We start from the raw sequence: 19,693 nt of genomic DNA on the forward strand, positions 1-19,693 counted from the left end.
GCGCGGGTGCGGATCAGTCTTTTTCTGGCGCCGATCGAAGATTATCGCTGGGCGCGGCTTGCCGTGAACCCGCGATCCATTCGGGGTGTGTGGAGTCCGCGGGCGGAGTTTCCACGGGGAACGGGGCTTGAGGCCCCGTCAAGATCGCGCGCTTTCGGCGACTGTTCCGGGTCAAGAGTAGTCAACGTTGCCTAGCTGCGGCAACAGGGTCACCCCCCGCGTGTCGCTAATGAGATATCCGGGCGCCGCCGAGGTCAACTTCGAGGGGCCAGGCAGCGAAGTTCTGCCCCGTTATTTCGGATATGTCAACAGTATCAGCAACAAAAGCCAGGACGCTTGGACCCGCCCCGCTGACTACAGCGGGTAGTCCCCTGGCGCGGAGGGCCGCGACCAGTGCCGCGGTCTCCGGCGCGCCGGAAGCGCGGTAGCTCTGGTGCAGCCGGTCCTCTGTCGCGGCGAGCAGCAGCTCCGGCGCGGTGGTCAGCGCGTGCGGGAGCAGGGCGGCGCGTCCGGCGTTGAAGGCCGCGTCCGCGTGCGGCACGGTCGCGGGGAGTGCCGCTCTGGCCTTCGCGGTGAGACCGTGCTGCGCCGGCACGAAAACCTTCAGGTGTACCGAGGGGTGCGGATCCAGCCGGGCGGCCTTCGCTCCGGAGTCCTCCGTCCACGCGATGGTGAGGCCGCCGAGCAGGCAGGGAGCGACGTTGTCCGGGTGGCCTTCGAGCGCGTTGGCCATCCGCAGGGCTTCCGCGCGGTCGTCGGGCGCGCCGGCCAGCGCCCGGGCGGCGAGTACACCCGCCACGATCGCCGCTGAGCTGGAGCCGAGGCCCCGGGCGTGCGGGATCCGGTTGAGACAGCGCAGGCGCAGGCCGGGCTGGGGTACGCCGAGGTCGTCGAAGGTGGCGCGCATCGAGCGGACGATCAGGTGGCGCTCGCCCAGCGGGACCTCGCCAGCACCCTCACCGGCAACCTCCACTGTGACTCCAGACGGGGCGAGGTCCGCGTGCACCTCGTCGGCCAGGGTCAGCGCGAGGCCGAGGGAGTCGAATCCGGGGCCCAGGTTGGCACTGGTCGCCGGAGCGGAGATCATCACCATGTCCGGAGCTTATCGAGGTGTGGGAGTATCCGGACCGTGGACTTGCATGAGTACCAGACAGTGGGCCTGATCACGGGCATCGTCAATTTGCTCCTGCTGCTCGGCGGGATCGTGCTGGCCGGCGTGACCATCCGGCGCAACGGCCGCGCGTCCGTGCTGGTGATGGTCGGGTGCGTCATGATGCTGCTCGGTATCGTGTTCAGCTTCTTCGCGTTTCGGCTCATCGGTTTCGGGATCGCGCACGTGGTGACGTCGCTGCTTCACATGACGGGACTCGTCCTCGTGATCCTCGGCGGCGCGCTCCCCCGCAAGGATCCGGCGAAACCGCAGCTCCCGTACGGCGGCTGGACGGCTCCGCAGGCGCCGGGGCAGCCCCAGTACCCGGGACAGCCCGCGCCGCAGGGTCCGATGATGGCGCCGCACGCACCTGAGGCTCCGTACGGGCAGCAGGTGCCTGGGCAGGGGTCGTACGGGCAGGAGATGCCCGGGCAGCCGATGCCGGGGCAGTACGGGCAGCAGCCGATGCCGGGGTCGTACGGGCAGCAGCAGCCGCAGGTTCCTGGGCAGTTCGGGCAGCAGCCGCAGCAGCCGTATGTGCAGCAGCAGAATCCTTATCCGCCGATGGGATAGGACTGCTCAGGCGGCGGCCGGTTCGGGGTGGCGGCGGAGGCGGGCGGTCGCGAGTGACCAGCAGATGGCGTACGCCAGCGTCATCGCCCCGCCCACCGACACGATCACCCGGGGGTCGACGTGGTCGGAGAGCGCACCGGCCGCGCTCTGGCTGAACGACACGGCCAGCATCGCGATCATCACGTCGGCGCTGAACACGCGGCCGCGCAGCTCGTCGGGTACCTCGCGCTGCAGGGCCAGGCTGGACATCGCCCAGTTGCCGCCGCCGGCCATGTGGGCGACGATCACGAGCACGATCGCGAGCCAGAACCACGGGGTCAGGCCGACGAGCAGGTACGCGATGCCGTACGTGGCCATCGAGACGGCCAGGCCGGGCAGGAGCCAGCTCTGCCGTTTGAGGACGACCCCACGGAGCAGGAGCGGGCCCAGAAGTGCCCCGAGGCCGCGTGCCGCGAACAGCGCGCCGACGCCGAGCGGGCCGACCTTGTAGACCACTGTGGCCAGTAGCGGGAACACCGCCAGTACACCGTTTCCGACGCCCACGGCCGACTTCACCGTGATCAGGGCGCGGACGCGGGGCCGGACCCGCAGGTACCGGAAAGACTCACGCAGGGCGTGGAACGCGTTCGCGGCGGTCTCGGATCGCTGGGCCTGGAAGGGTTTGCGGATCCGGAGCTGGAGCACGATCGACAGCAGCAGGCACACGGCAGCCACACTGAACGACCAGTATGGACCGAGAGCCGCGCTGGAGATGCCGCCGAGCGAGGCGCCGAGGACGGCCATCGTGCCCCAGGCGCTGCCGGTGAGCACGCTCGCGGCCGGGAGATCTTCCGGTTTGAGGAAGTTGGGCAGGGCTGCCTGGGCGGCCGGTGAGTAGAACGCCTTGGAGATGGCGAGTGCGCCCATCGCGACCAGGGCCAGCCAGGCCGTGCCGGCGCTGCGGACGGCGAGGAGCAGGAACACGGCGACGATGCTCACCGCGTTGGCCGTGAGCACGATCTTCTTGCGGTCGAGCCGGTCGGCGAGCGTGCCCGTGTACGGCAGCAGGAGCGCCATCAGCCCGGTGTCCACGGCGAGCATCAGCCCGCCCCACAACCCGGTGCCCGTGAGCTGCTGCAACAGCACCAGCAGCGGGACCATGACGAACCAGTCGCCGCCGAACATGATCAGCTCGGCACCGAGCATCCGGCGGAAGTCGGCTTCACGAGTAAGGAGTCTGAGGGGCTCGCGCACATTACGACACTAACGCAGCCCCTCAGCTCCGTCTTAGGTTGTTCCGGTCACTACGCGAGGCCCAGCTCGTGGGCGGCGCGGGCGGCGTCGGCGGGGATGGTGATCGGGGCCGGAGCCGAGGCGACCGCCCAGTCCGGGTCCTTGAGGCCGTGGCCGGTGACCGTGCAGACGACCCGTGAGCCACGCGCGACGATGCCCTCCGCGGCGCTCGCCAGCAGGCCAGCCACCGAGGCGGCGCTGCCCAGCTCGACGAAGACGCCCTCGGAGCGGGCCAGCAACCGGTACGCGGCGAGGATCTCGCGGTCCGTCACCGAGCGGATGGTGCCGCCGGAGGCGTCGCGGGCGTCGAGCGCCTTCGTCCAGGAGGCCGGGTTGCCGATCCGGATCGCGGTGGCGATCGTCGACGGGTGGGCCACGACCTGGCCCTGGACGATCGGGTCGGCGCCGGCCGCCTGGATGCCGAGCATCTTCGGCTTGCGGGTCGCGTTGCCGGCCTCGTAGTCCTCGGTGTAGCCCATCCAGTACGCCGTGATGTTGCCGGCGTTGCCGACGGGCAGGCAGTGCACGTCGGGGGCGTCGCCGAGGGCTGCCACGACCTCGAAGGCCGCCGTCTTCTGGCCCTGGAGCCGATCGGGGTTCACCGAGTTGACCAGGGCGACCGGGTAGTCGAGGGCCAGCTTGGAGGCCATCGCCAGGCAGTCGTCGAAGTTGCCGTCGATCTGGATCAGGCGGGCGCCGTGCACCAGCGCCTGGGCCAGCTTGCCCAGCGCGATCTTGCCCTGCGGGACGAGGACGGCGCAGGTGATGCCGGCCCGGGCCGCGTACGCGGCGGCCGAGGCCGAGGTGTTGCCGGTCGAGGCGCAGATGATCGCCTTCGCGCCGGACTCGACGGCCTTCGACACGGCCATCGTCATGCCCCGGTCCTTGAAGGAACCGGTCGGGTTCGCGCCCTCGACCTTCAGGAACACCTCACAGCCCGTCAGCTCGGACAGGGCCGTGGCCGGCAACAGGGGTGTGCCGCCCTCCCGGAGTGTGACGACCGGCGTGGTGTCGGAGACCGGCAGGCGGTCGCGGAACTCTTCGATCAGGCCACGCCAGGCGTTCATCTAGCTCTCCACTCTCATCACACTCGCTACTTCCCGCACCATGTCCATACCGCGCAGCTCGGCGACCGTGGCCGCCAGCGCCGCGTCGGTCGCCGTGTGCGTCACCACCACGAGCACGGCGTCGTTGCCGCGCCCGGACTGCTTCACCGTCGAGATGCTCACGCCGTGCCTGGCGAACACCCCGGCCACGGCGGCCAGGACACCGGCCTTGTCCGCCACGTCCAGGCTGATGTGGTACCGCGTGACGATCTCGCCCATCGGCTGGATGCGCAGGTCGGCATAGCTGGACTCGCTGCGCGCGCTGACCCCGGCGATCCGGTTGCGCGCGACGGCCACGATGTCACCGAGCACCGCCGACGCGGTCGGCGCGCCACCCGCGCCCCGGCCGTAGAACATGAGCTGCCCGGCGGCCTCGGCCTCGACGAAGACGGCGTTGAACGCGTCGCCCACGCTCGCGAGCGGGTGCGTCGAGGGGATCATGGCCGGGTGGACGCGGACGGCGACGCCGTTCTCGGTGCGGTCGGCGATGCAGAGCAGCTTGACGACACAGCCCATCGCGGCGGCGCTGGCCACGTCGGCTGCCGTGACCTCGGTGATGCCCTCGCGGTACACGTCGGCGCCGGTCACGCGGGTGTGGAAGGCCAGGCTGGCCAGGATCGCGGCCTTCGCGGCGGCGTCGAAGCCCTCGACGTCGGCCGTCGGGTCGGCCTCGGCGTACCCGAGGGCTGTGGCCTCGTCGAGCGCCTCGGAGAAGCCGGCGCCGGTCGCGCACATCTTCGACAGGATGTAGTTGGTCGTGCCGTTCACGATGCCGGTGACGCGGGTGATCGTGTCGCCGTGGAGGGACTCGCGGAGCGGGCGGAGCAGCGGGATGGCTCCGGCCACGGCAGCCTCGTAGTACAGGTCGGCGCCGCTCTCGGCCGCCGCGTCGTGCAGGGTCGCGCCGTCCTCGGCGAGCAGGGCCTTGTTGGCCGTCACGACGCTCTTGCCGGAACGGAGGGCCTCGGTCAGCCAGGTACGCGCTGGTTCGATGCCGCCGACCACCTCGACGACGATGTCGACGTCGTCGCGCTTGACCAGGGCGAGCGGGTCGGTCGTGAAGATGCTGTCCGGTACCGGGAGCTCGCCACGGTTGCGGCCGGGGCGGCGGACGGCGATGCCCGCCAGCTCCAGCGGGGCACCGATCCGGGCTGTGAGGTCCTCGGCCTGCTCGTGCAGCAGCCGGACGACCTCGCCGCCGACCACGCCGCAGCCCAGCAGCGCCACCTTGAGGGGCTTGTTCCCGCGATTGCTCATCCCACGTCCAGCCGTAGTAGGTCGTCCTCGGTCTCCCGCCGGACGATCACCCTGGAGGACCCGTCCCTGACCGCGATCACCGGCGGCCGGGGGGCGTGGTTGTAGTTGCTCGCCAGGCTCCGGCAGTACGCGCCGGTGCCGGGGACGGCGAGAAGATCTCCCGGGGTGATGTCGGATGGCAGGAATTCATCCTTCACCACGATATCCCCGGACTCACAATGCTTTCCCACAACGCGGGCGAGCATGGGCGGTGCGGTCGAGGTACGCGAGGCGAGAGTAGCGCTATACGCGGCGTCGTAGAGAGCGGGGCGGATGTTGTCGCTCATGCCGCCGTCGACGGAGACGTATGTCCGGATTCCGTCGACGTCCTTGATCGTGCCAACTTCGTACAAAGTGCACATCGCCGGGCCGATCAGCGCCCGGCCGGGCTCGATCGACAGGTGCGGGACGGCCAGGCCGAAGCCGGCGCACTCGTGCTCGACGATCTTGCGCATGTTGGTGGCGAGCTCGTCCGGCGGCAGCGGGTCGTCCTGCGAGGTGTACGCGATGCCGAAGCCGCCGCCGAGGTCCACCTCCGGCAGTTCGACGCCGTGCGCGGCGCGGATCTCCGCCACCAGGCCCAGCAGCCGCTTCGCCGACACCTCGAAACCCGACGTGTCGAAGATCTGCGAGCCGATGTGGGCGTGCAGGCCGCGCAGGTCGAGTACACCGTCATTAATGATCTTGTCTGCGGCGGCGCGGGCGGCGCCACCGGACAGCGAGAAACCGAATTTCTGGTCCTCGTGGGCCGTCGAGATGTACTCGTGCGTGTGCGCCTCGACGCCCACCGTGACCCGGACCAGGACGCGGGGCCGGACGCCGCGCGCACGGGCGATCTCGGTCAGCCGGTCGATCTCGAAGAAGGAGTCGACGACGATCCGGCCCACGCCGGCCTCGACGGCCCGCTCCAGATCCGGCACCGACTTGTTGTTGCCGTGCAGGCCTATCCGGGCGGGAGGCATGCCGGCCGCGAGCGCCACGGCCAGCTCACCGGGCGAGCACACGTCCATGCACAGGCCCTCCTCCGCCACGATCCGGACCACGGCCTTGGAGCAGAAGGCCTTGCCGGCGTAGTACACGTCGGCGTCGTGGAAGGCCGTCCTGAAGGCCCGGCAGCGTTCCCGGAAGTCATGCTCGTCGAAGAGGTACGCGGGGGTGCCGTGCTCGGCGGCCAGCTTGCGGACGTCGACCCCGCCGAAGCTCAGCGAGCCCTCGTCCGTGCGGTGCACAGTGGCGGACCAGAGCTTGCCGAGCAGCGCGTTGACGTCCTCCGGCTCGCGGAGCCATTCCGGCCCCTGACGGCCAGCCTCGGCGTGCAGTGCACCGGCCTCGTGGGCGCGCATCGTCGCTTACATCCTCTCGGGAGCTGAGACGCCGAGCAGGCCGAGGCCGTTGGCGATGACGGTACGGGTCGCGTCGGTGAGCCAGAGCCGCGCGCGGTTGAGCTCGGTGAACGGCTCGTCGCCCATCGGCAGTACCCGGCAGCTGTCGTAGAACCGGTGGAAGGCCGGGGCGAGCTCCTCCAGGTACGTGGCGACGCGGTGCGGCTCGCGGAACGCTGCGGCGGTCGCGACGACCTCGGGATAGTCGCCGAGCGCCTTGAGCAGCTCGTGCTCCTTCGGGTGGCTGAGCAGCGCGGGATCGAAGTCCTCGCCGCGGCTCAGGCCGAGGTCCGCGGCGTTGCGGGCGATGCTGGCCGTCCGGGCCGCGACGTACTGCACGCGGTACAGCGGGTTCTCGTTCTTCGCGCGCGTCCACAGCTCGATGTCGAGGTCGATGTTCGAGTGGGAGCTGTACCGGGCCAGCGCGTACCGGGACGCGTCGACGCCGATCGCCTCGACCATGTCCTCGAGGGTGATGATCGTGCCGGCCCGCTTCGACATCTTCATCGGCTGGCCGTCCCGCACCAGGTTCACCATCTGGCCGATAAGCACCTCGAGCGTCTGGGCCGGGTCGTCGCCGAAGCAGGAGACCATCGCCTTGAGGCGGCCGACGTAGCCGTGGTGGTCGGCGCCCAGCATGATGACGACCTTGTCGAAGCCGCGCTCACGCTTGTCGAGGTAGTAGGCGCAGTCGGCGGCGAAGTACGTCCAGTCGCCGTCGGACTTGCGGATGACCCGGTCCTTGTCGTCGCCGTACTCGGACGTCCTCACCCAGAGGGCGCCGTCGCGCTCGAACACGTTGCCCTGGTCGGACAGCCGCTTCAGCGCCGAGTCGAGCTCGCCCTTGTCGTGGAGGTCCTTCTCGTTGAAGTACACGTCGAAGTCGACGCCGAAGTCGGCCAGCGACTGCCGGATCTCGGCGAACATCAGCTCGACGCCGTGCACGCGGAACGACTCGACGTCGTCGGCGGCCGGGTGCTCGGCCTTGACCCGGGCGGCGATGTCGGTGATGTAGTCGCCGGCGTAGCCGTCCTCGGGAGCCTCCTCGCCCCGGGACGCGGCCAGGAGAGAACGGGCGAACCGGTCGATCTGGGAGCCGGCGTCGTTGAAGTAGTACTCCTTCGTGACGTCGGCACCGGTCGCCTTGAGCAGCCGGGCCATCGCGTCACCGACGGCCGCCCACCGGACGCCGCCGATGTGCACGGGGCCGGTCGGGTTCGCGGATACGAACTCGAGGTTGATCTTCAGGCCGGCGAGTTTGCCCGTCTCGCCGTAGCAGGGGCCCGCGGTCACGATCGTGCGGGCCAGCTCGCCAGCGGCGGCGGCGTCGAGCCGGATGTTGATGAACCCGGGACCGGCGATCTCGGCACTGGTGATGCCGGGCGTCTTGGCCAGCTCTGCCGCCAGGTCGGTCGCGAGGTCACGCGGGTTGACCCCGGCCTTCTTGGCGACCTGGAGCGCGAGATTCGACGCGTAGTCGCCGTGCTCGGGGCTCCTCGGTCGCTCCACGGTCGCGCTGTCCGGCAGCAGGGACGCATCCAGGCCACGGGCCGCGAAGACGGCGTGGGCGGCGGACAGAACAACAGCGGCTAGCTTTGCGGGAGTCACCCGGACATGATACGGGGGGTAAGCTCGGAGCCTCGACGGCGACCTATCCAGGTATTCCACCTGGTGAGACCGCCGAGGGTCACCCCAGCGACCTCGCACACGACCCTGCACTGGCCACCCCTTCGACCCCCACACGAGGCCCTCGATGAGTTTTTCCACGCCCTCCGGAGCCGAACGCGAGCCGGGCAAGAACCTGTCCTCGACGCAGGGCGAGCCCGCGAAGTCGTCCGGCGGATCGGGTGACGGCGACACTCCGCCGAAGAAGAACACCCCGCCCCGCCGCTCGGCTGGCGCGCCGAAGAAGAACAGCCCCCAGGGCGGCGGCAAGGCCGGTACCGCTGGCAAGGCCGGTGTCACGGGCACGGGTAAGGCCGGCGGCGGCAAGAAGGGCGCCAAGGGCCGCCCGGTCGCTCCCGTCAGGGTCGCGCAGACCCGCAACTGGGGCAGCATCGCCATGTTCACCGTCGTCGGTGTCCTGTTCGCCGGGATCGTCGGCTACGGCGGCTGGAAGGCGATCGAGGGCAGCAAGACCTTCGAGGACCGGGCCGAGGAGATCTCCGGCGTGGTGAACTTCCGCAAGAGCCAGGAGAAGGTCCTCGCCGAGGGCAACGGCGACCACGTGCAGGGCAAGGTGCAGTACTTCAGCACCCCGCCGTCCGGCGGCAAGCACAACGGGCGCTGGCAGACCTGCATGGGCAACGTCTACGCCGGCCCGATCCCGAACGAGCACGCCGTGCACAGCATGGAACACGGTGCCGTGTGGATCACCTACGACCCGGCCAAGGCCTCCCAGGCCGACATCGCCGAGCTGACCAAGAAGGTCCAGGGCGCCGGCGACTACATCATGATGAGCCAGTACCCCGACCAGGGCAGCCCGATCTCGCTGCAGGCCTGGGGCTTCCAGCTCAAGGTCGACAAGGCCTCCGACGAGCGGGTCGACGAGTTCATCAAGACGCTCCGCAAGACGGCCTCGGTGGAGGCTGGCGCCACCTGCGCCGGCGGTAACGAGAAGACCGGTACCGAGGTCGAGCAGCCCAAGCCGCAGCCCTCGCCGAGCACCAGCGGCTCGGTCCCGCCGGCCTCCGCTCCGGCCCCGGCGCCTTCGGCTTCCAGCTGACGGCTGGTTCGAGACGGCCGGGTTGAGGCCGTTGGTTTGGGAAAGGAGTCGTACGGGCCGGTTGGCCTGTGCGGCTCCTTTCTGTTTGAGGTACTCCTTGGGGAGTGTGGCTGGCTCGTGGGTGGGTAACCTTGCGGACGGTTCTGTCTGGGTGACGTTCTTCGGACGTTCTTCGACCGGTGGTGACGAGAGATGTTCGGATCGGTGCGGTCCTGGTGGCTCGCCGTCGTGGCGGTGCTCGCGCTCGTCGCGGGGTTCGCGCTCGCCCAGTTCTGGCCGGGCGCGCCGGGTGACGACTCGGCCGAGGCCGGGTTCGCCCGCGACATGTCCAGTCACCACGCGCAGGCCGTCGAGATGGCGATGCTCGGCTACACCAAGGCGGAGAACCCGCGGCTGCGCACACTCGGCTACGACATCGCGCTGACCCAGCAGGCCCAGATCGGCATGATGGACGCCTGGCTGGCCGAGTGGAACCTGAGGCCGACCGGCAGCCAGCCGAAGATGGCCTGGATGCCGGACGGCAAGAAGACGCTGAGCCCCGAGGGGCTGATGCCCGGCATGGCCAGCCCGGCCGAGCTGGAACGGCTGCGCGCCGCCACCGGCAGGGACTTCGACATCCTGTTCAGCCAGCTCATGCTGCGCCACCACCTCGGCGGCATCCACATGGTCGACGCCGTCGTGGACCAGGCGGACGACAAGGCGGTCGCCGACTTCGCCGGCAGCATGAAGGCCGCCCAGCAGAAGGAAATCGCGATCTTCAACGGGCTGCTGACGGAGATGGGCGCCAAGCCGTTGTAGGGCTTTTTGCTGGTACTGGGGCCTTTGGTACCGGGTGCTTTCGTTGTACCGGTGTCTTCGGCGCGCTGGTTGCTGGGCGCTTTCCGGGTGTGACAGGTGCCGTTGCGCTCAGCGCTGTTTGGTTGCCGGGGCTGTGTGTTGTGGCGTGTACCGGGTCTGGCTGGGCGTCAGCGTCAGCCGAAGCGGCGGGCGTCGGAGCGCCGGGCCGCGCGGACGATGTCGGGTTCCGCGACGGGGGCTGGGGCAGCAGCCGGGGCTGGTACCGGGTTGCCGGTATGAGTGTGCGCGCCGGTTGCCCGGTTGTGCGGCAGGGTGGTTTGAGGGTGCGGCTCTGCTGATACCGGGGCGGGGCTGGGCTGGGCTGCCGGGTTCGCTGGGGTGGTTTCGCCGCGGTTGAGCATGGCGTCGAGCGCGTCGGTACCGGTGAGGACGGGTGGCCCTGTCCGGGCGTGGGGCGTCGGGCGGGGACGGGACGCCCCGGCGATCATGTCGTTCACCTTGACCACGGCCGCGACGGCCCCCGGCAGCACGAGAACCGCCCACCAGGTCACCAGCTCGGCCATCGCCAGCAGCAGTGACAGCAGGATCGAGCCCTCCAGGAACAGGAAGCACAGCAGGCTCCCCGGCCGGACGTACCGGAGGTCGAGCAGCCGGGCGTACAGCGGGCGCCGGTCGGCGCGCGGGCTGGCCGCGCGGGTACGGGCGGCGCGCTGGCGGGCGGCAGCCATCATCGGTTACCCCTGCGAGCCCTGGCGACAGCGAGCACGGCCCGCTCCAGGGCGTAGGCCCGATCCTCAGCCCCGCCCTTCACGGCCGCGTTGACCTCGGCGGCGGCGTGCATGGCCGTCACCAGGCCCTCGGGCGTCCAGCCCCTGGCCTGGCGCTGGGCCCGCTCCACCTTCCACGGCGGCATGCCGAGCGAACTGGCGAGCTGATAGCCGCTACCTGTCGTGCCGGCCACCCTGGCGACCGAGCGCACCCCGTCGGCGAGCGCGTCAGCGATGGGCACAGGATCGACGCCGACCGCGAGCGCCCAGCGCAGGGCCTCCAGCGCGCCGGGGACGTCGCCGATCACCGCGGCGTCCGCGACCGTGAAGCCGCTCACCTCGGCCCGGCCCCGGTAGTACCGCTGCACGACCTCGATCGTGATCTTGCCGCCGGTGTCCGTGACGAGCTGCGAACAGGCTGCGGACAGCTCACGCAGGTCGTTCCCCACGGCGGAGATGAGCGCGTCGGCCGTGTCCTCGGAGCAGCTGCCGCCGAGGCGGCGGATCTCGTCCCGGACGAAGGCCGTGCGCTCCCGGGCCTTGGTGATCTTCGCAGCTGGGATGATCTCCGCGCCGGCCGCACGCAGCCCGTCGGACAGCGCCTTGCCCTTCGCGCCGCCAGCATGCGCGACGACCAGGCTGACCTCGGGGTCGGGCGCCTTGGCATAGGCCAGCAGCACGGTGATCAGGTCCTTCTTCGCGTCCTGGCCGGCCCGCAGCACCAGCAGCCGCTGCCCGCCGAAGAGCGAGGGGCTGACGGCCTCGGCGAGCGCACCAGACACCAGGTCACCCGCGTCGAACTCACGAATGTCCGCACCCGGATCAGCGGCCTTCGCCGCCCTGATCGCCGAGGACACCGCACGGGCCGAAAGGAACTCGTCGTCGCCGAGAATCAGGCGCAAAGGTGCCGGTGTGGTGCTCACCCCGCCATAATCCCATGCCTGGTACCCGGCTGCCGAGCGTCGCCGGCGTAGTTCTTTCGGCTTTTGGCGGTGTCGCGGAGGCGCCCCGTGTTGGCCCGGCTCCCCACTGGGCCATACGCCCGCCGATCCCCTGGGGTGCCCCTCCGGGCCCGGGCCCGTCTGGTGCGCCTTTTTCCGCCTTAGTTCCAGCCGGGGGCGGGTGGCAGCGGCCAGCTGGGTACGGGCGGGAGTGGAAGGTCTGAGGTGAGCGGGGCGTTGGGGGCTCGGCCGCTGAGCCAACCGAGGAGCGCGTGACCGGGACCGGTGATGGCGGGACCGGACGGCGAAAGCACCCAGGTTCGGCCCAGGTCGGGGGCGGCGATTCGAGTGACGGGAAAGTCTCGTGCGTTCAACGCTGCGATTGTGTCGTCCAGTGCCCACGTCACGTACGTGGCGGGCCAGTCGGTGGTGCGGTAGCCGAGATTCAGGTCGACGTGATGCGTTTCGACCTCGCGCCAGCAGCGGTAGAGCGTGTACCAGGCCGGGTGCTTCCACCCCGCCAGTGCTGTAACCAGGGCGTCCCAGGTACCAGCGGGCATCAGCACAGCGTCTTCGCGGAGGCGCGCGAGACTGGTGCGCAGGTCGGCCGCGAGGTCGGGAGCTGGCCGGGCGGCGGCCTCCGCCAGGTCACGGGCGAGTGCCGCGGCGTCGGCGCGGGGAGCGGGCTCCGTGCCGGTGCGGGCCACGGCCAGCAGCCGCACGTATGCGTCCGCACTGCGGGCCACGTGGGTGATGACGTGGCCGCGGGTCCAGCCGGAAAGCAGCGAGGGTGCTCGCACGTCCGCCTCGGTCAGTGCGGCGACGGTGGCGGAGAGCCGGGCACCGGACCGGGCGATCTCCTCAAGGATGCCGAGCATGGCCGCACTGTAACGTCAGAGTTGGTCGCGAAGATCATCCACCTCGTTAGCGCACCGCGTGCCGGTAGTTCAGGTTTGGTGGCGGCTGGTCGTGGCGAGCAGGCCGCCGGTGCTTTCCGTGATGGCGATGTCGCCGGACTGGTCGGTGCGGAGTACCCGGGCGCCTTGGCGGTGCAGGTCAGCGATCAGTGCCGGGCTCGGGTGCCCGTACGAGTTGCCGGCACCGACGGAGATAACGGCGATGGCTGGGGCGACGGCGGAGAGGAACGCCCGGTCCTGGTACGCGGAGCCGTGGTGGGCGACTTTGAGCACCTCGGCCCGGAGGTCGCCCTGGCTGCCTGCCAGGGACTCCTGCGCTGCCGTCTCGGCGTCACCTGCCAGGAGTACCCGGAACCCGGGGACCGTGGCCCTGACGATGAGTGAGTTCTCGTTGGGATCGGAGCGGGTACCCGTGAAACGGTGCACCGGGCCGAGAACGTCCAGCCGGACCTCACCAGCCTGGTACGTGGCTCCCGCCTGGGCAGTCAGCACCTGCGCACCGGTCCGGCGGGCTGCGGCAGCGACCTGGGCGTGGCCGCCCGCGGGTTCCGGGAAGCCGGGTACCAGGATCGCGCCCGCCTGCCTGCCGTGGAAAACGCCGTCGATGCCCCCGATGTGGTCGGCGTGGTAGTGACTGATCACCAGGATCGGAACGGCTTGGATTCCGAGCCGGTTCAGGCAATCGTCCACAGAGGTCGGTTCGGGGCCGGTGTCGATGACGACAGCGGAGCCTTGGCCCGCCGCGAGTACGAGGGCGTCGCCCTGTCCCACATCGCAGGCCACAAAGGACCATGTGGGCGGTGGCCAGCCCGGGGCGAGCAGCCGGACGGGGGCGAAGCCGAGGACACAGGCCAGCGCGAGGGCACTGATGATGCGGCGGATGGCTTTGCGTCGCGCCGACCAGAGCAGCAGGACGGTGAGGAGGCCCAGGAGGGCAGCGCCGGGGAGGCCGCCGGGCCAGGGTACTTCTGCGGTGGGCAGAGCGGCTCCGGTCTCCGCGACCATGACGAGCCAGCGCGCCGCCCAGCCGCCGAGCCAGGCCAGGCCGGCCGCGCCGTCCGGCCAGATCGGTGAGAGTACTGCGGCTCCGACGCCGAGCACTGTCGCGGGAGCCACTGCCGGGCCGGCCAGCAGGTTCGCCGGGATCGCGACCAGGCTCACTGAGGCCGAGAGGGCGGCGATGAGCGGGGCGCAGGCGGCTTGGGCCGCAGCGGGTACGGCGAGGGCTTCGGCGAGTCCGCTGGGCACTCCCCTGGCTCGCAGGGCGTCCCGCCATCGGGGTGCCAGGAGCAGCAGCCCGGCCGTGGCGGAGACGGACAGCACGAAGCCGGGGTCGCCAGCGAGTTCGGGATCGGCGGCGAGCAGCAGGAGCGTGCCTGCTGACAGGGCGGGCATCGCTGCCGCCGGCCGGGCGGACGCTAGGCCGGCCAGCCCGATCATGCCCATCGCTGCGGCGCGCAGCACGCTGGGCGATGGCCGGGCGAGCAGCACGAACCCGACGAGCGCGACTCCGCCGAGGATCGCGGTCAGCACCGGCCCCGCCCGGCTCCAGCGCGCGGCGAAGAGGACGCAGCCGAGCACGATCGCGCAGTTGGCTCCGGATACGGCGACCAGGTGCGTCATGCCGGTGGTACGGAAGTCGGCTGCCAGGCCGGGCTCGAGGCGGCTGGTATCGCCGATCACGAGCCCTGGCAGCAGCCCGCCTGCCGGGCCGGTGATCGTGCCGCTGGCGGTTTGCAGGCCGGAGCGGAGGGTGCCAAGGCCCTGCTGGTACCAGGGTGGCTCGCCGTGGCGCTCTGGCGGCCCCTGAACGGAGAGCGTGGCTGCCCGGAGGTCACCACCGCGCGGCGCGCCGAACCTGGCGTTGGCCGTCACCCGCTGACCGGGCAGCAGGTGAGCCCAGGCCGGATCGGTCGCGAGGACAGTGACACGGACATCGAGTTCCGTGCCGGCAGGATGGGGAGTAGTGCGATTACCTGAAGCCGGCTCCCGGGGCTGAGCCCTTGTCAGGTCTGCGGGGATCACGTAGCCCTTGCCGTTCCGGAAGAGCTTCGGATCGCCGGTGATGGTGAGCTCGGCACGCACGACGGCCCGGCTGCCGCTGAGATCGGTGATGGCTGGGGCATCCCGGGCGAACGTGTGCCCGGCAGTGGCTACCGACCCGCAGACGATGCCTAAAAGCGTCATGGCAATAGCCGGCCGCAAAGACGGCCGGCTTCCGTCCTTAGTGGAGCTAGTTGCTGCGGATGCCTTCCGGTTGAAGAAGTACGTGATGGTCGCGGCCAGGAGCGCTGTGGCTGCGAGCAGGACGGCTTGGAACGGGCCGACGTGGAGGGCGGTCAGCGCTCCGGCCCACGTCCCAAGGGCTGCTCCCGTCAGGCGGAGGTCGTGGCTCACACCGTCACCAGGTCTTTGATCTGCTCGTACTTCGAGTCACCGATCCCCTCGACCTGCCGGAGATCGGTGACGGCACGGTAGCCGCCGATCCGGGTGCGGTGGTCGATGATGCGCTGTGCGGTGACCGGCCCGACGCCGGGGAGCACGTCGAGTTCGGCGGCTGTGGCGGTGTTCAGGTTGACCTTGCCGGGCTGGCCTGCGGGTACCGGACCGCCGGGGGCCGCGCTCCCCGCGGGGAGTCCGATGAGGACCAGCTCGCCGTCGGTGACTTTGCGGGCGAGGTTCAGCTGGCTGAGGTCCGTCTCGGGGAGCGCGCCGCCCGCCGCTTCGATGACGTCGGCGATCCGGGCTCCGGCTGGGACGCGGACCAGGCCCGGTTTGCGGACCTTGCCGGCTACAGCGACGACGAGCCCCGCGCCGCTGCCAGCGGAGCCTGCGGGGGTGGCGGCGATGCTGGCTGAGGCTGGGGTGCGGACCTCGGCGGGTACGGGGCGGGACCACCAGGCGATGGCTGCCGCCACCACGGCCACGATCACGACGACGGCCGCGAGGACCCGGACGCCCGGCCAGCCCGGATCGAGGCGGAACGCTATCCGGCGCGGGCCGGAGACGTCGTCTGGGCCTGACGCCTGGGGCACCTTGTGGTTGGCGGGCGGGGATCCGGGGGCGTGAGGGGGCACGGATGAGGAGGTGGTCGCAGGCGTGGGCAAGGAGTCGAACGCCGGCAGAGGGCCGGGCACAGGGTTGAGAGCCAGCGCGGGGGCTGAGACGGCCGCAGGAGCGAAGGTTCGCGCAGGGGTGCGGGCATCAGAGGGAGAGAATCCTGACTGCGGCTCGGAACTGACAAGCCGTGGCGGTGACGGTGAGGCGAGGATCTCCAGGGTGGCTCGGCGCGGGGGCTGCCGGTCGAGGGCTGACCAGTGGCCGGTTGGGGTGGCGTGCGGATTCGCTGGCCGGGCGTCAGGGGTGGTGAACGGGCGCGGGGCGGCCGGGAGGGCCAGGCGGTCGAGGCGGGACTGGACGGTCTCAGTCCACACGGGAGGGTCGGCTGTCACGGCTGGAACGTATGGCCGCGAGGGTGCCGGAAGAGGCGCGCCTGTGGACAGAGCCGGGGCTGTGGATAACCCTGTGGGTACGAGGCCCAGCTAGAGCGGGGGTGCGTGCACGGAAGCCGTTAGTCGCGTGGGTGTACGACAACGCCGATCAAGCCGGGGCCGACGTGTGCGGCGACGACCGCGCCGACCTCCGTCGTGTACATGTCGCCCAGACGGTCGCCGAGCCGTTCGCGGAGCAGGCCGGCGACGTTCGCAGCCGTGTCCTCCGCCGCGAGGTGGTGCACGGCGATGTCGACGGGGCCGTCCACGCTGGACGCCGCGAGTTCGACGAGGCGGGCGAGGGCGCGGGACGAGGTACGGACCCGCTCGGCGATCACGACCTGGCCCTCGGAGACGTGGAGGATCGGCTTGACGGCGAGCGCGGTACCGAGCAGCGCCGACGCGGCTCCGATCCGGCCACCGCGCCGGAGGAACTCCAGGGTGTCGACGTAGAACAACGTCTGGGTGCGGCTGGCTGTGGACTCCGCCGCCGCGCGTACACCATCGAGGTCCTGACCTTCGGCGGCTGACCTGGCGGCGGCCATCGCGGCGAAACCCAGGCCCATGCCGGTGCTGCGGCCGTCGACGACCGCCACCCGGTCGCCGAACTCGCGTGCCGCGACCAGGGCGGAGTCGTAGGTGCCGGACAGCTTGGCCGAGAGGTGGACCGAGACCACGCCTGGGGCCCCGCCGTCGAGGAGCCGCCGGTAGACCTGGGCGAACTCCTCCGGGTTGGGGCGGGAGGTGCTCGGGGTGTAGCGCCGGGCGTTCAGGGCGGCGGCGATGTCGCGGGAGGTCACGTCGATGCCTTCACGGCCCTCCACGCCACCGATCAGCACGGTCAGCGGGACGACTTCGAGCCGGTGCCTGCGGGCCACCGTCTCGGGGACGCAGCCGGTGGAGTCGGTGACTACGGCGACGCGGCGGCGCGGCATGGGGCTCCTCAGAGATGGGCTCCCCCTAGGCTAGCCCCGGCTGAACGCCGGGTGACGGGAGGCTGGCCACCACGATTCAGCTCGCGGGCCTGACCTCCGCCACCTGGAACGGCACGCCCTGCTGGCACGTGGTGAGCAGGTCGGGCTTCGCCGTGCCGCGCACCGTGATCCTGGCGCCCTCACGGATGTGGGTGCGGTCACCGCCGAGCAGGAGATAGGTCTCGAAAGATGTCTTGAGCAGCGTGCAGCCCTGCTCGACGCCGGCCTCGACCGTGCCGGTGATCGTCTTCTCACCCTTCGGCGGGGGCGGGGTGACCCCGGGGGCGACCGTCGCGGCCGGGGGCTTGGACGGGGTCGCGCCCGGCGCAGAGGGCTTCGGCGACGAGGAGGACGGAGACGAGGGGGATGCGCTGGACGTCACTGTGACCGCCGTGGTGGGTGAGGCCGAGGGTGGCGTGGAGGACGCGGAGCAGCCAGCCACCGGCAGCAGCAGGAGCGTGGCGGTGGCGAGCAGCCGCAGAGGGTTGTTCATAGTCCCTCAGACGCTACTAGCCGATCATTGGTTCCGGGCTGCCGATCAGGGCAGATCGATCCTGGGTCAGGCGGCGACGTTGTAGCCGGAGATGCGCCATTCGCCCTTGCTCAGCCGCAGGTCGGCCCAGTGGCAGTTGCCGAGGACGTCGAAACGCCCCTCGAAGCCCTGCGCGGCGAGCAGCAGGTCGATGCCCCGGCGGATCGAACCACCGTGGCCCGTCACCACCACGACGCCCTCGGCGCCCTCGACCGCGTCCAGCAGCGCGGACAGCATGCGGGTGCCGACCTCGTCCCACGACTCGATGCCGTGGCCGGTCAGCGGCTTGCCCGCCATCCAGAGCGCCCAGGAGTCCGGGTACTTCTCGGCCACTTCCACCCGGCGCATGGCCTCCCACTCGCCGAACCCGCGCTCACGCAGGCGCTTGTCGGAGGCGACCGGCAGGCCGGTGCGCTCGCCGAGGTAGCTGGCGGTGTCGAAGGCGCGGCGGAGGTCGCTGGCCACGATCCGGGACGGCTCAAGCCGGGCGAGGACCTCGGCGGCTGCCGCGGCCTGCGCCCGGCCGGTCGCGTCCAGGGCGATGTCGGTCTGACCCTGCATGCGGCCGCTGGAGTTCCACTCCGTCTGGCCGTGCCGCCAGAGGATCAGCCTGGTCATCGCGGGGTTACTGCTGTTCGGCTGGCTCGGCGGGGACGAGGTCGCGGTCCACGAACTCGATCTGCGGGCAGTCCTTCCACAGGTTGTCCAGGCCGTAGAACTCGCGCTCCTCGGCGTGCTGGACGTGCACGACGATGTCGAGGTAGTCGAGGAGGACCCAGCGGCCACCTCCGCGCTCGCCCTCCCGGCGGACCGGCTTGGCCTTCTCCGGGAGCGCGACCAGCGCTTCCTCGATCGCGTCGACGATGGCGAGGACCTGCCGCTCGTTCGGGGCGGAAGCGATCATGAAGGCGTCTGTGATGACCAGGTGATCGCTCACGTCGATGATCGCGATGTCCTCGGCCTTCTTGTCCGCTGCGGCTTGAGCTGCGGCGAGCGCGAGCTCCACGGCGCGGTCAGATGCAGTCACAATTCTCCCTTTTTATCGCATTAGCCACCCTCTGCCAGGGCGTACCCACCAGTCTTGCACGGGCGGGCCGTTTACTCCCACTCGTAAAGCCGGCGTTTGGCGATGTACTGCACCACACCGTCAGGCACCAGATACCAGACAGGTTTGCCCACCGCGACCCTCGCCCGGCAGTCCGTCGACGAGATCGCCATCGCCGGTACCTCGACCAGGCTGACCGAGTCGGCGGGGAGGTGGTCGGCGGTCAGCGGGTAGCCCGGACGGGTCACGCCGATGAAGTGCGCCAGGGAGAACATCTCCGTCGTGTCCTTCCACGACAGGATCTTCCCCAGCGCGTCGGCACCCGTGATGAAGAACAGGTCCACGTCCTGGCCGTACGCCGCGCGCAGGTCACGCAGGGTGTCGACCGTGTAGGTGGGGCCACGGCGGTCCACGTCGACCCGGCTGACGTGGAAGCGCGGGTTGGAGGCGGTGGCGATCACCGTCATCAGGTACCGGTCCTCGGCGGCGCTGACCGGGGCACCCGACTTCTGCCACGGCTGGCCGGTCGGGACGAAGACCACCTCGTCCAGCGCGTACCGGTCGGCCACCTCGCTGGCCGCCACCAGATGACCGTGATGGATCGGGTCGAAGGTCCCGCCCATGATCCCGATCCGTTTCTTCACCAGCCCATGATCTCACCGGCCGGCGGGCTGCCTGGTCCGGCAGCCGATTTTCCGGTACCGGCGACGGGGCGGCCGCGTTC

Annotated in this window: 19 protein-coding genes; 3 read left to right on the plus strand and 16 right to left on the minus strand. The window is 70.6% G+C overall.

Annotated features, from left to right (window positions below; genetic code table 11):
* Positions 1–226: 226 nt before the first annotated feature.
* Positions 227–1,093, minus strand: coding sequence for a homoserine kinase (gene thrB / locus A3G1_RS0120035; RefSeq protein WP_018351269.1), 867 nt, complete (start codon positions 1,091–1,093; stop codon positions 227–229).
* Positions 1,094–1,129: 36 nt separating this feature from the next.
* Between thrB and A3G1_RS40130 the strand changes: the two genes are divergently transcribed.
* On the plus strand, positions 1,130–1,723 hold the full coding sequence (locus A3G1_RS40130; RefSeq protein ID WP_018351270.1) for a hypothetical protein: 594 nt from the start codon (positions 1,130–1,132) through the stop codon (positions 1,721–1,723).
* Between the two features lie 6 nt (positions 1,724–1,729).
* Here A3G1_RS40130 and A3G1_RS0120045 read toward each other — a convergent pair whose 3' ends face one another.
* The 5 genes from A3G1_RS0120045 to argS all read right to left on the minus strand — a co-directional run bounded on the left by A3G1_RS0120045 (position 1,730) and on the right by argS (position 8,387).
* Positions 1,730–2,908, minus strand: a complete 1,179-nt coding sequence (locus tag A3G1_RS0120045) for an MFS transporter (protein WP_018351271.1) — start codon at positions 2,906–2,908, stop codon at positions 1,730–1,732.
* A 98-nt stretch (positions 2,909–3,006) separates the two neighbouring features.
* Positions 3,007–4,062, minus strand: a complete 1,056-nt coding sequence (gene thrC / locus A3G1_RS0120050; protein WP_018351272.1) for a threonine synthase — start codon at positions 4,060–4,062, stop codon at positions 3,007–3,009.
* Entirely contained in the window at positions 4,063–5,358 is a 1,296-nt protein-coding gene (locus A3G1_RS0120055; protein WP_018351273.1) for a homoserine dehydrogenase, read from the minus strand.
* Entirely contained in the window at positions 5,355–6,740 is a 1,386-nt protein-coding gene (gene lysA, locus A3G1_RS0120060) for a diaminopimelate decarboxylase (protein ID WP_018351274.1), read from the minus strand. The genes A3G1_RS0120055 and lysA overlap by 4 nt, the downstream gene beginning before the upstream one ends.
* Before the next feature lie 6 nt (positions 6,741–6,746).
* Positions 6,747–8,387, minus strand: a complete 1,641-nt coding sequence (gene argS, locus A3G1_RS0120065; protein ID WP_026212314.1) for an arginine--tRNA ligase — start codon at positions 8,385–8,387, stop codon at positions 6,747–6,749.
* A gap of 145 nt (positions 8,388–8,532) precedes the next feature.
* Between argS and A3G1_RS35755 the strand changes: the two genes are divergently transcribed.
* Both A3G1_RS35755 and A3G1_RS35760 read left to right on the plus strand, forming a co-directional pair.
* Positions 8,533–9,504 (plus strand): thioredoxin-like domain-containing protein, encoded by a 972-nt coding sequence (locus A3G1_RS35755; RefSeq protein ID WP_018351276.1) that lies wholly within the window; start codon positions 8,533–8,535, stop codon positions 9,502–9,504.
* A gap of 192 nt (positions 9,505–9,696) precedes the next feature.
* Entirely contained in the window at positions 9,697–10,302 is a 606-nt protein-coding gene (locus A3G1_RS35760; RefSeq protein WP_018351277.1) for a DUF305 domain-containing protein, read from the plus strand.
* Between the two features lie 173 nt (positions 10,303–10,475).
* On the opposite strand, the gene A3G1_RS41475 is transcribed toward A3G1_RS35760, so the two are convergent.
* The 10 genes from A3G1_RS41475 to nadD all read right to left on the minus strand — a co-directional run bounded on the left by A3G1_RS41475 (position 10,476) and on the right by nadD (position 19,613).
* Entirely contained in the window at positions 10,476–11,030 is a 555-nt protein-coding gene (locus A3G1_RS41475; protein WP_245563544.1) for a hypothetical protein, read from the minus strand.
* Positions 11,030–11,992 (minus strand): DNA polymerase III subunit delta, encoded by a 963-nt coding sequence (gene holA / locus A3G1_RS0120085; RefSeq protein ID WP_040478855.1) that lies wholly within the window; start codon positions 11,990–11,992, stop codon positions 11,030–11,032. Before holA ends, A3G1_RS41475 begins: the two co-directional genes overlap by 1 nt.
* 179 nt (positions 11,993–12,171) lie before the next feature.
* Entirely contained in the window at positions 12,172–12,888 is a 717-nt protein-coding gene (locus A3G1_RS0120090; protein ID WP_018351279.1) for a maleylpyruvate isomerase family mycothiol-dependent enzyme, read from the minus strand.
* A 69-nt stretch (positions 12,889–12,957) separates the two neighbouring features.
* Positions 12,958–15,324, minus strand: a complete 2,367-nt coding sequence (locus tag A3G1_RS0120095) for a ComEC/Rec2 family competence protein (protein ID WP_040478858.1) — start codon at positions 15,322–15,324, stop codon at positions 12,958–12,960.
* A complete protein-coding gene (locus tag A3G1_RS0120100) occupies positions 15,321–15,962 on the minus strand; it encodes a ComEA family DNA-binding protein (protein ID WP_018351281.1) in 642 nt (213 codons plus the stop codon). The genes A3G1_RS0120095 and A3G1_RS0120100 overlap by 4 nt, the downstream gene beginning before the upstream one ends.
* 536 nt (positions 15,963–16,498) lie before the next feature.
* Positions 16,499–17,353 (minus strand): DegV family protein, encoded by an 855-nt coding sequence (locus tag A3G1_RS0120105; protein WP_018351282.1) that lies wholly within the window; start codon positions 17,351–17,353, stop codon positions 16,499–16,501.
* 76 nt (positions 17,354–17,429) lie between these two features.
* Positions 17,430–17,885 carry a hypothetical protein gene (locus A3G1_RS0120110; RefSeq protein ID WP_018351283.1) on the minus strand — a complete coding sequence of 152 codons (456 nt, stop codon included), beginning with the start codon at positions 17,883–17,885 and terminating at the stop codon, positions 17,430–17,432.
* Positions 17,886–17,951: 66 nt separating this feature from the next.
* Positions 17,952–18,542 (minus strand): histidine phosphatase family protein, encoded by a 591-nt coding sequence (locus tag A3G1_RS35770; protein WP_018351284.1) that lies wholly within the window; start codon positions 18,540–18,542, stop codon positions 17,952–17,954.
* 7 nt (positions 18,543–18,549) lie between these two features.
* A complete protein-coding gene (gene rsfS / locus A3G1_RS0120120; protein WP_026212316.1) occupies positions 18,550–18,951 on the minus strand; it encodes a ribosome silencing factor in 402 nt (133 codons plus the stop codon).
* 71 nt (positions 18,952–19,022) lie between these two features.
* A complete protein-coding gene (nadD, locus tag A3G1_RS0120125; protein WP_018351286.1) occupies positions 19,023–19,613 on the minus strand; it encodes a nicotinate-nucleotide adenylyltransferase in 591 nt (196 codons plus the stop codon).
* Between the last annotated feature and the right edge of the window lie 80 nt (positions 19,614–19,693).

This window comes from Longispora albida DSM 44784, from assembly GCF_000379825.1.
Taxonomy (GTDB): domain Bacteria; phylum Actinomycetota; class Actinomycetes; order Mycobacteriales; family Micromonosporaceae; genus Longispora; species Longispora albida.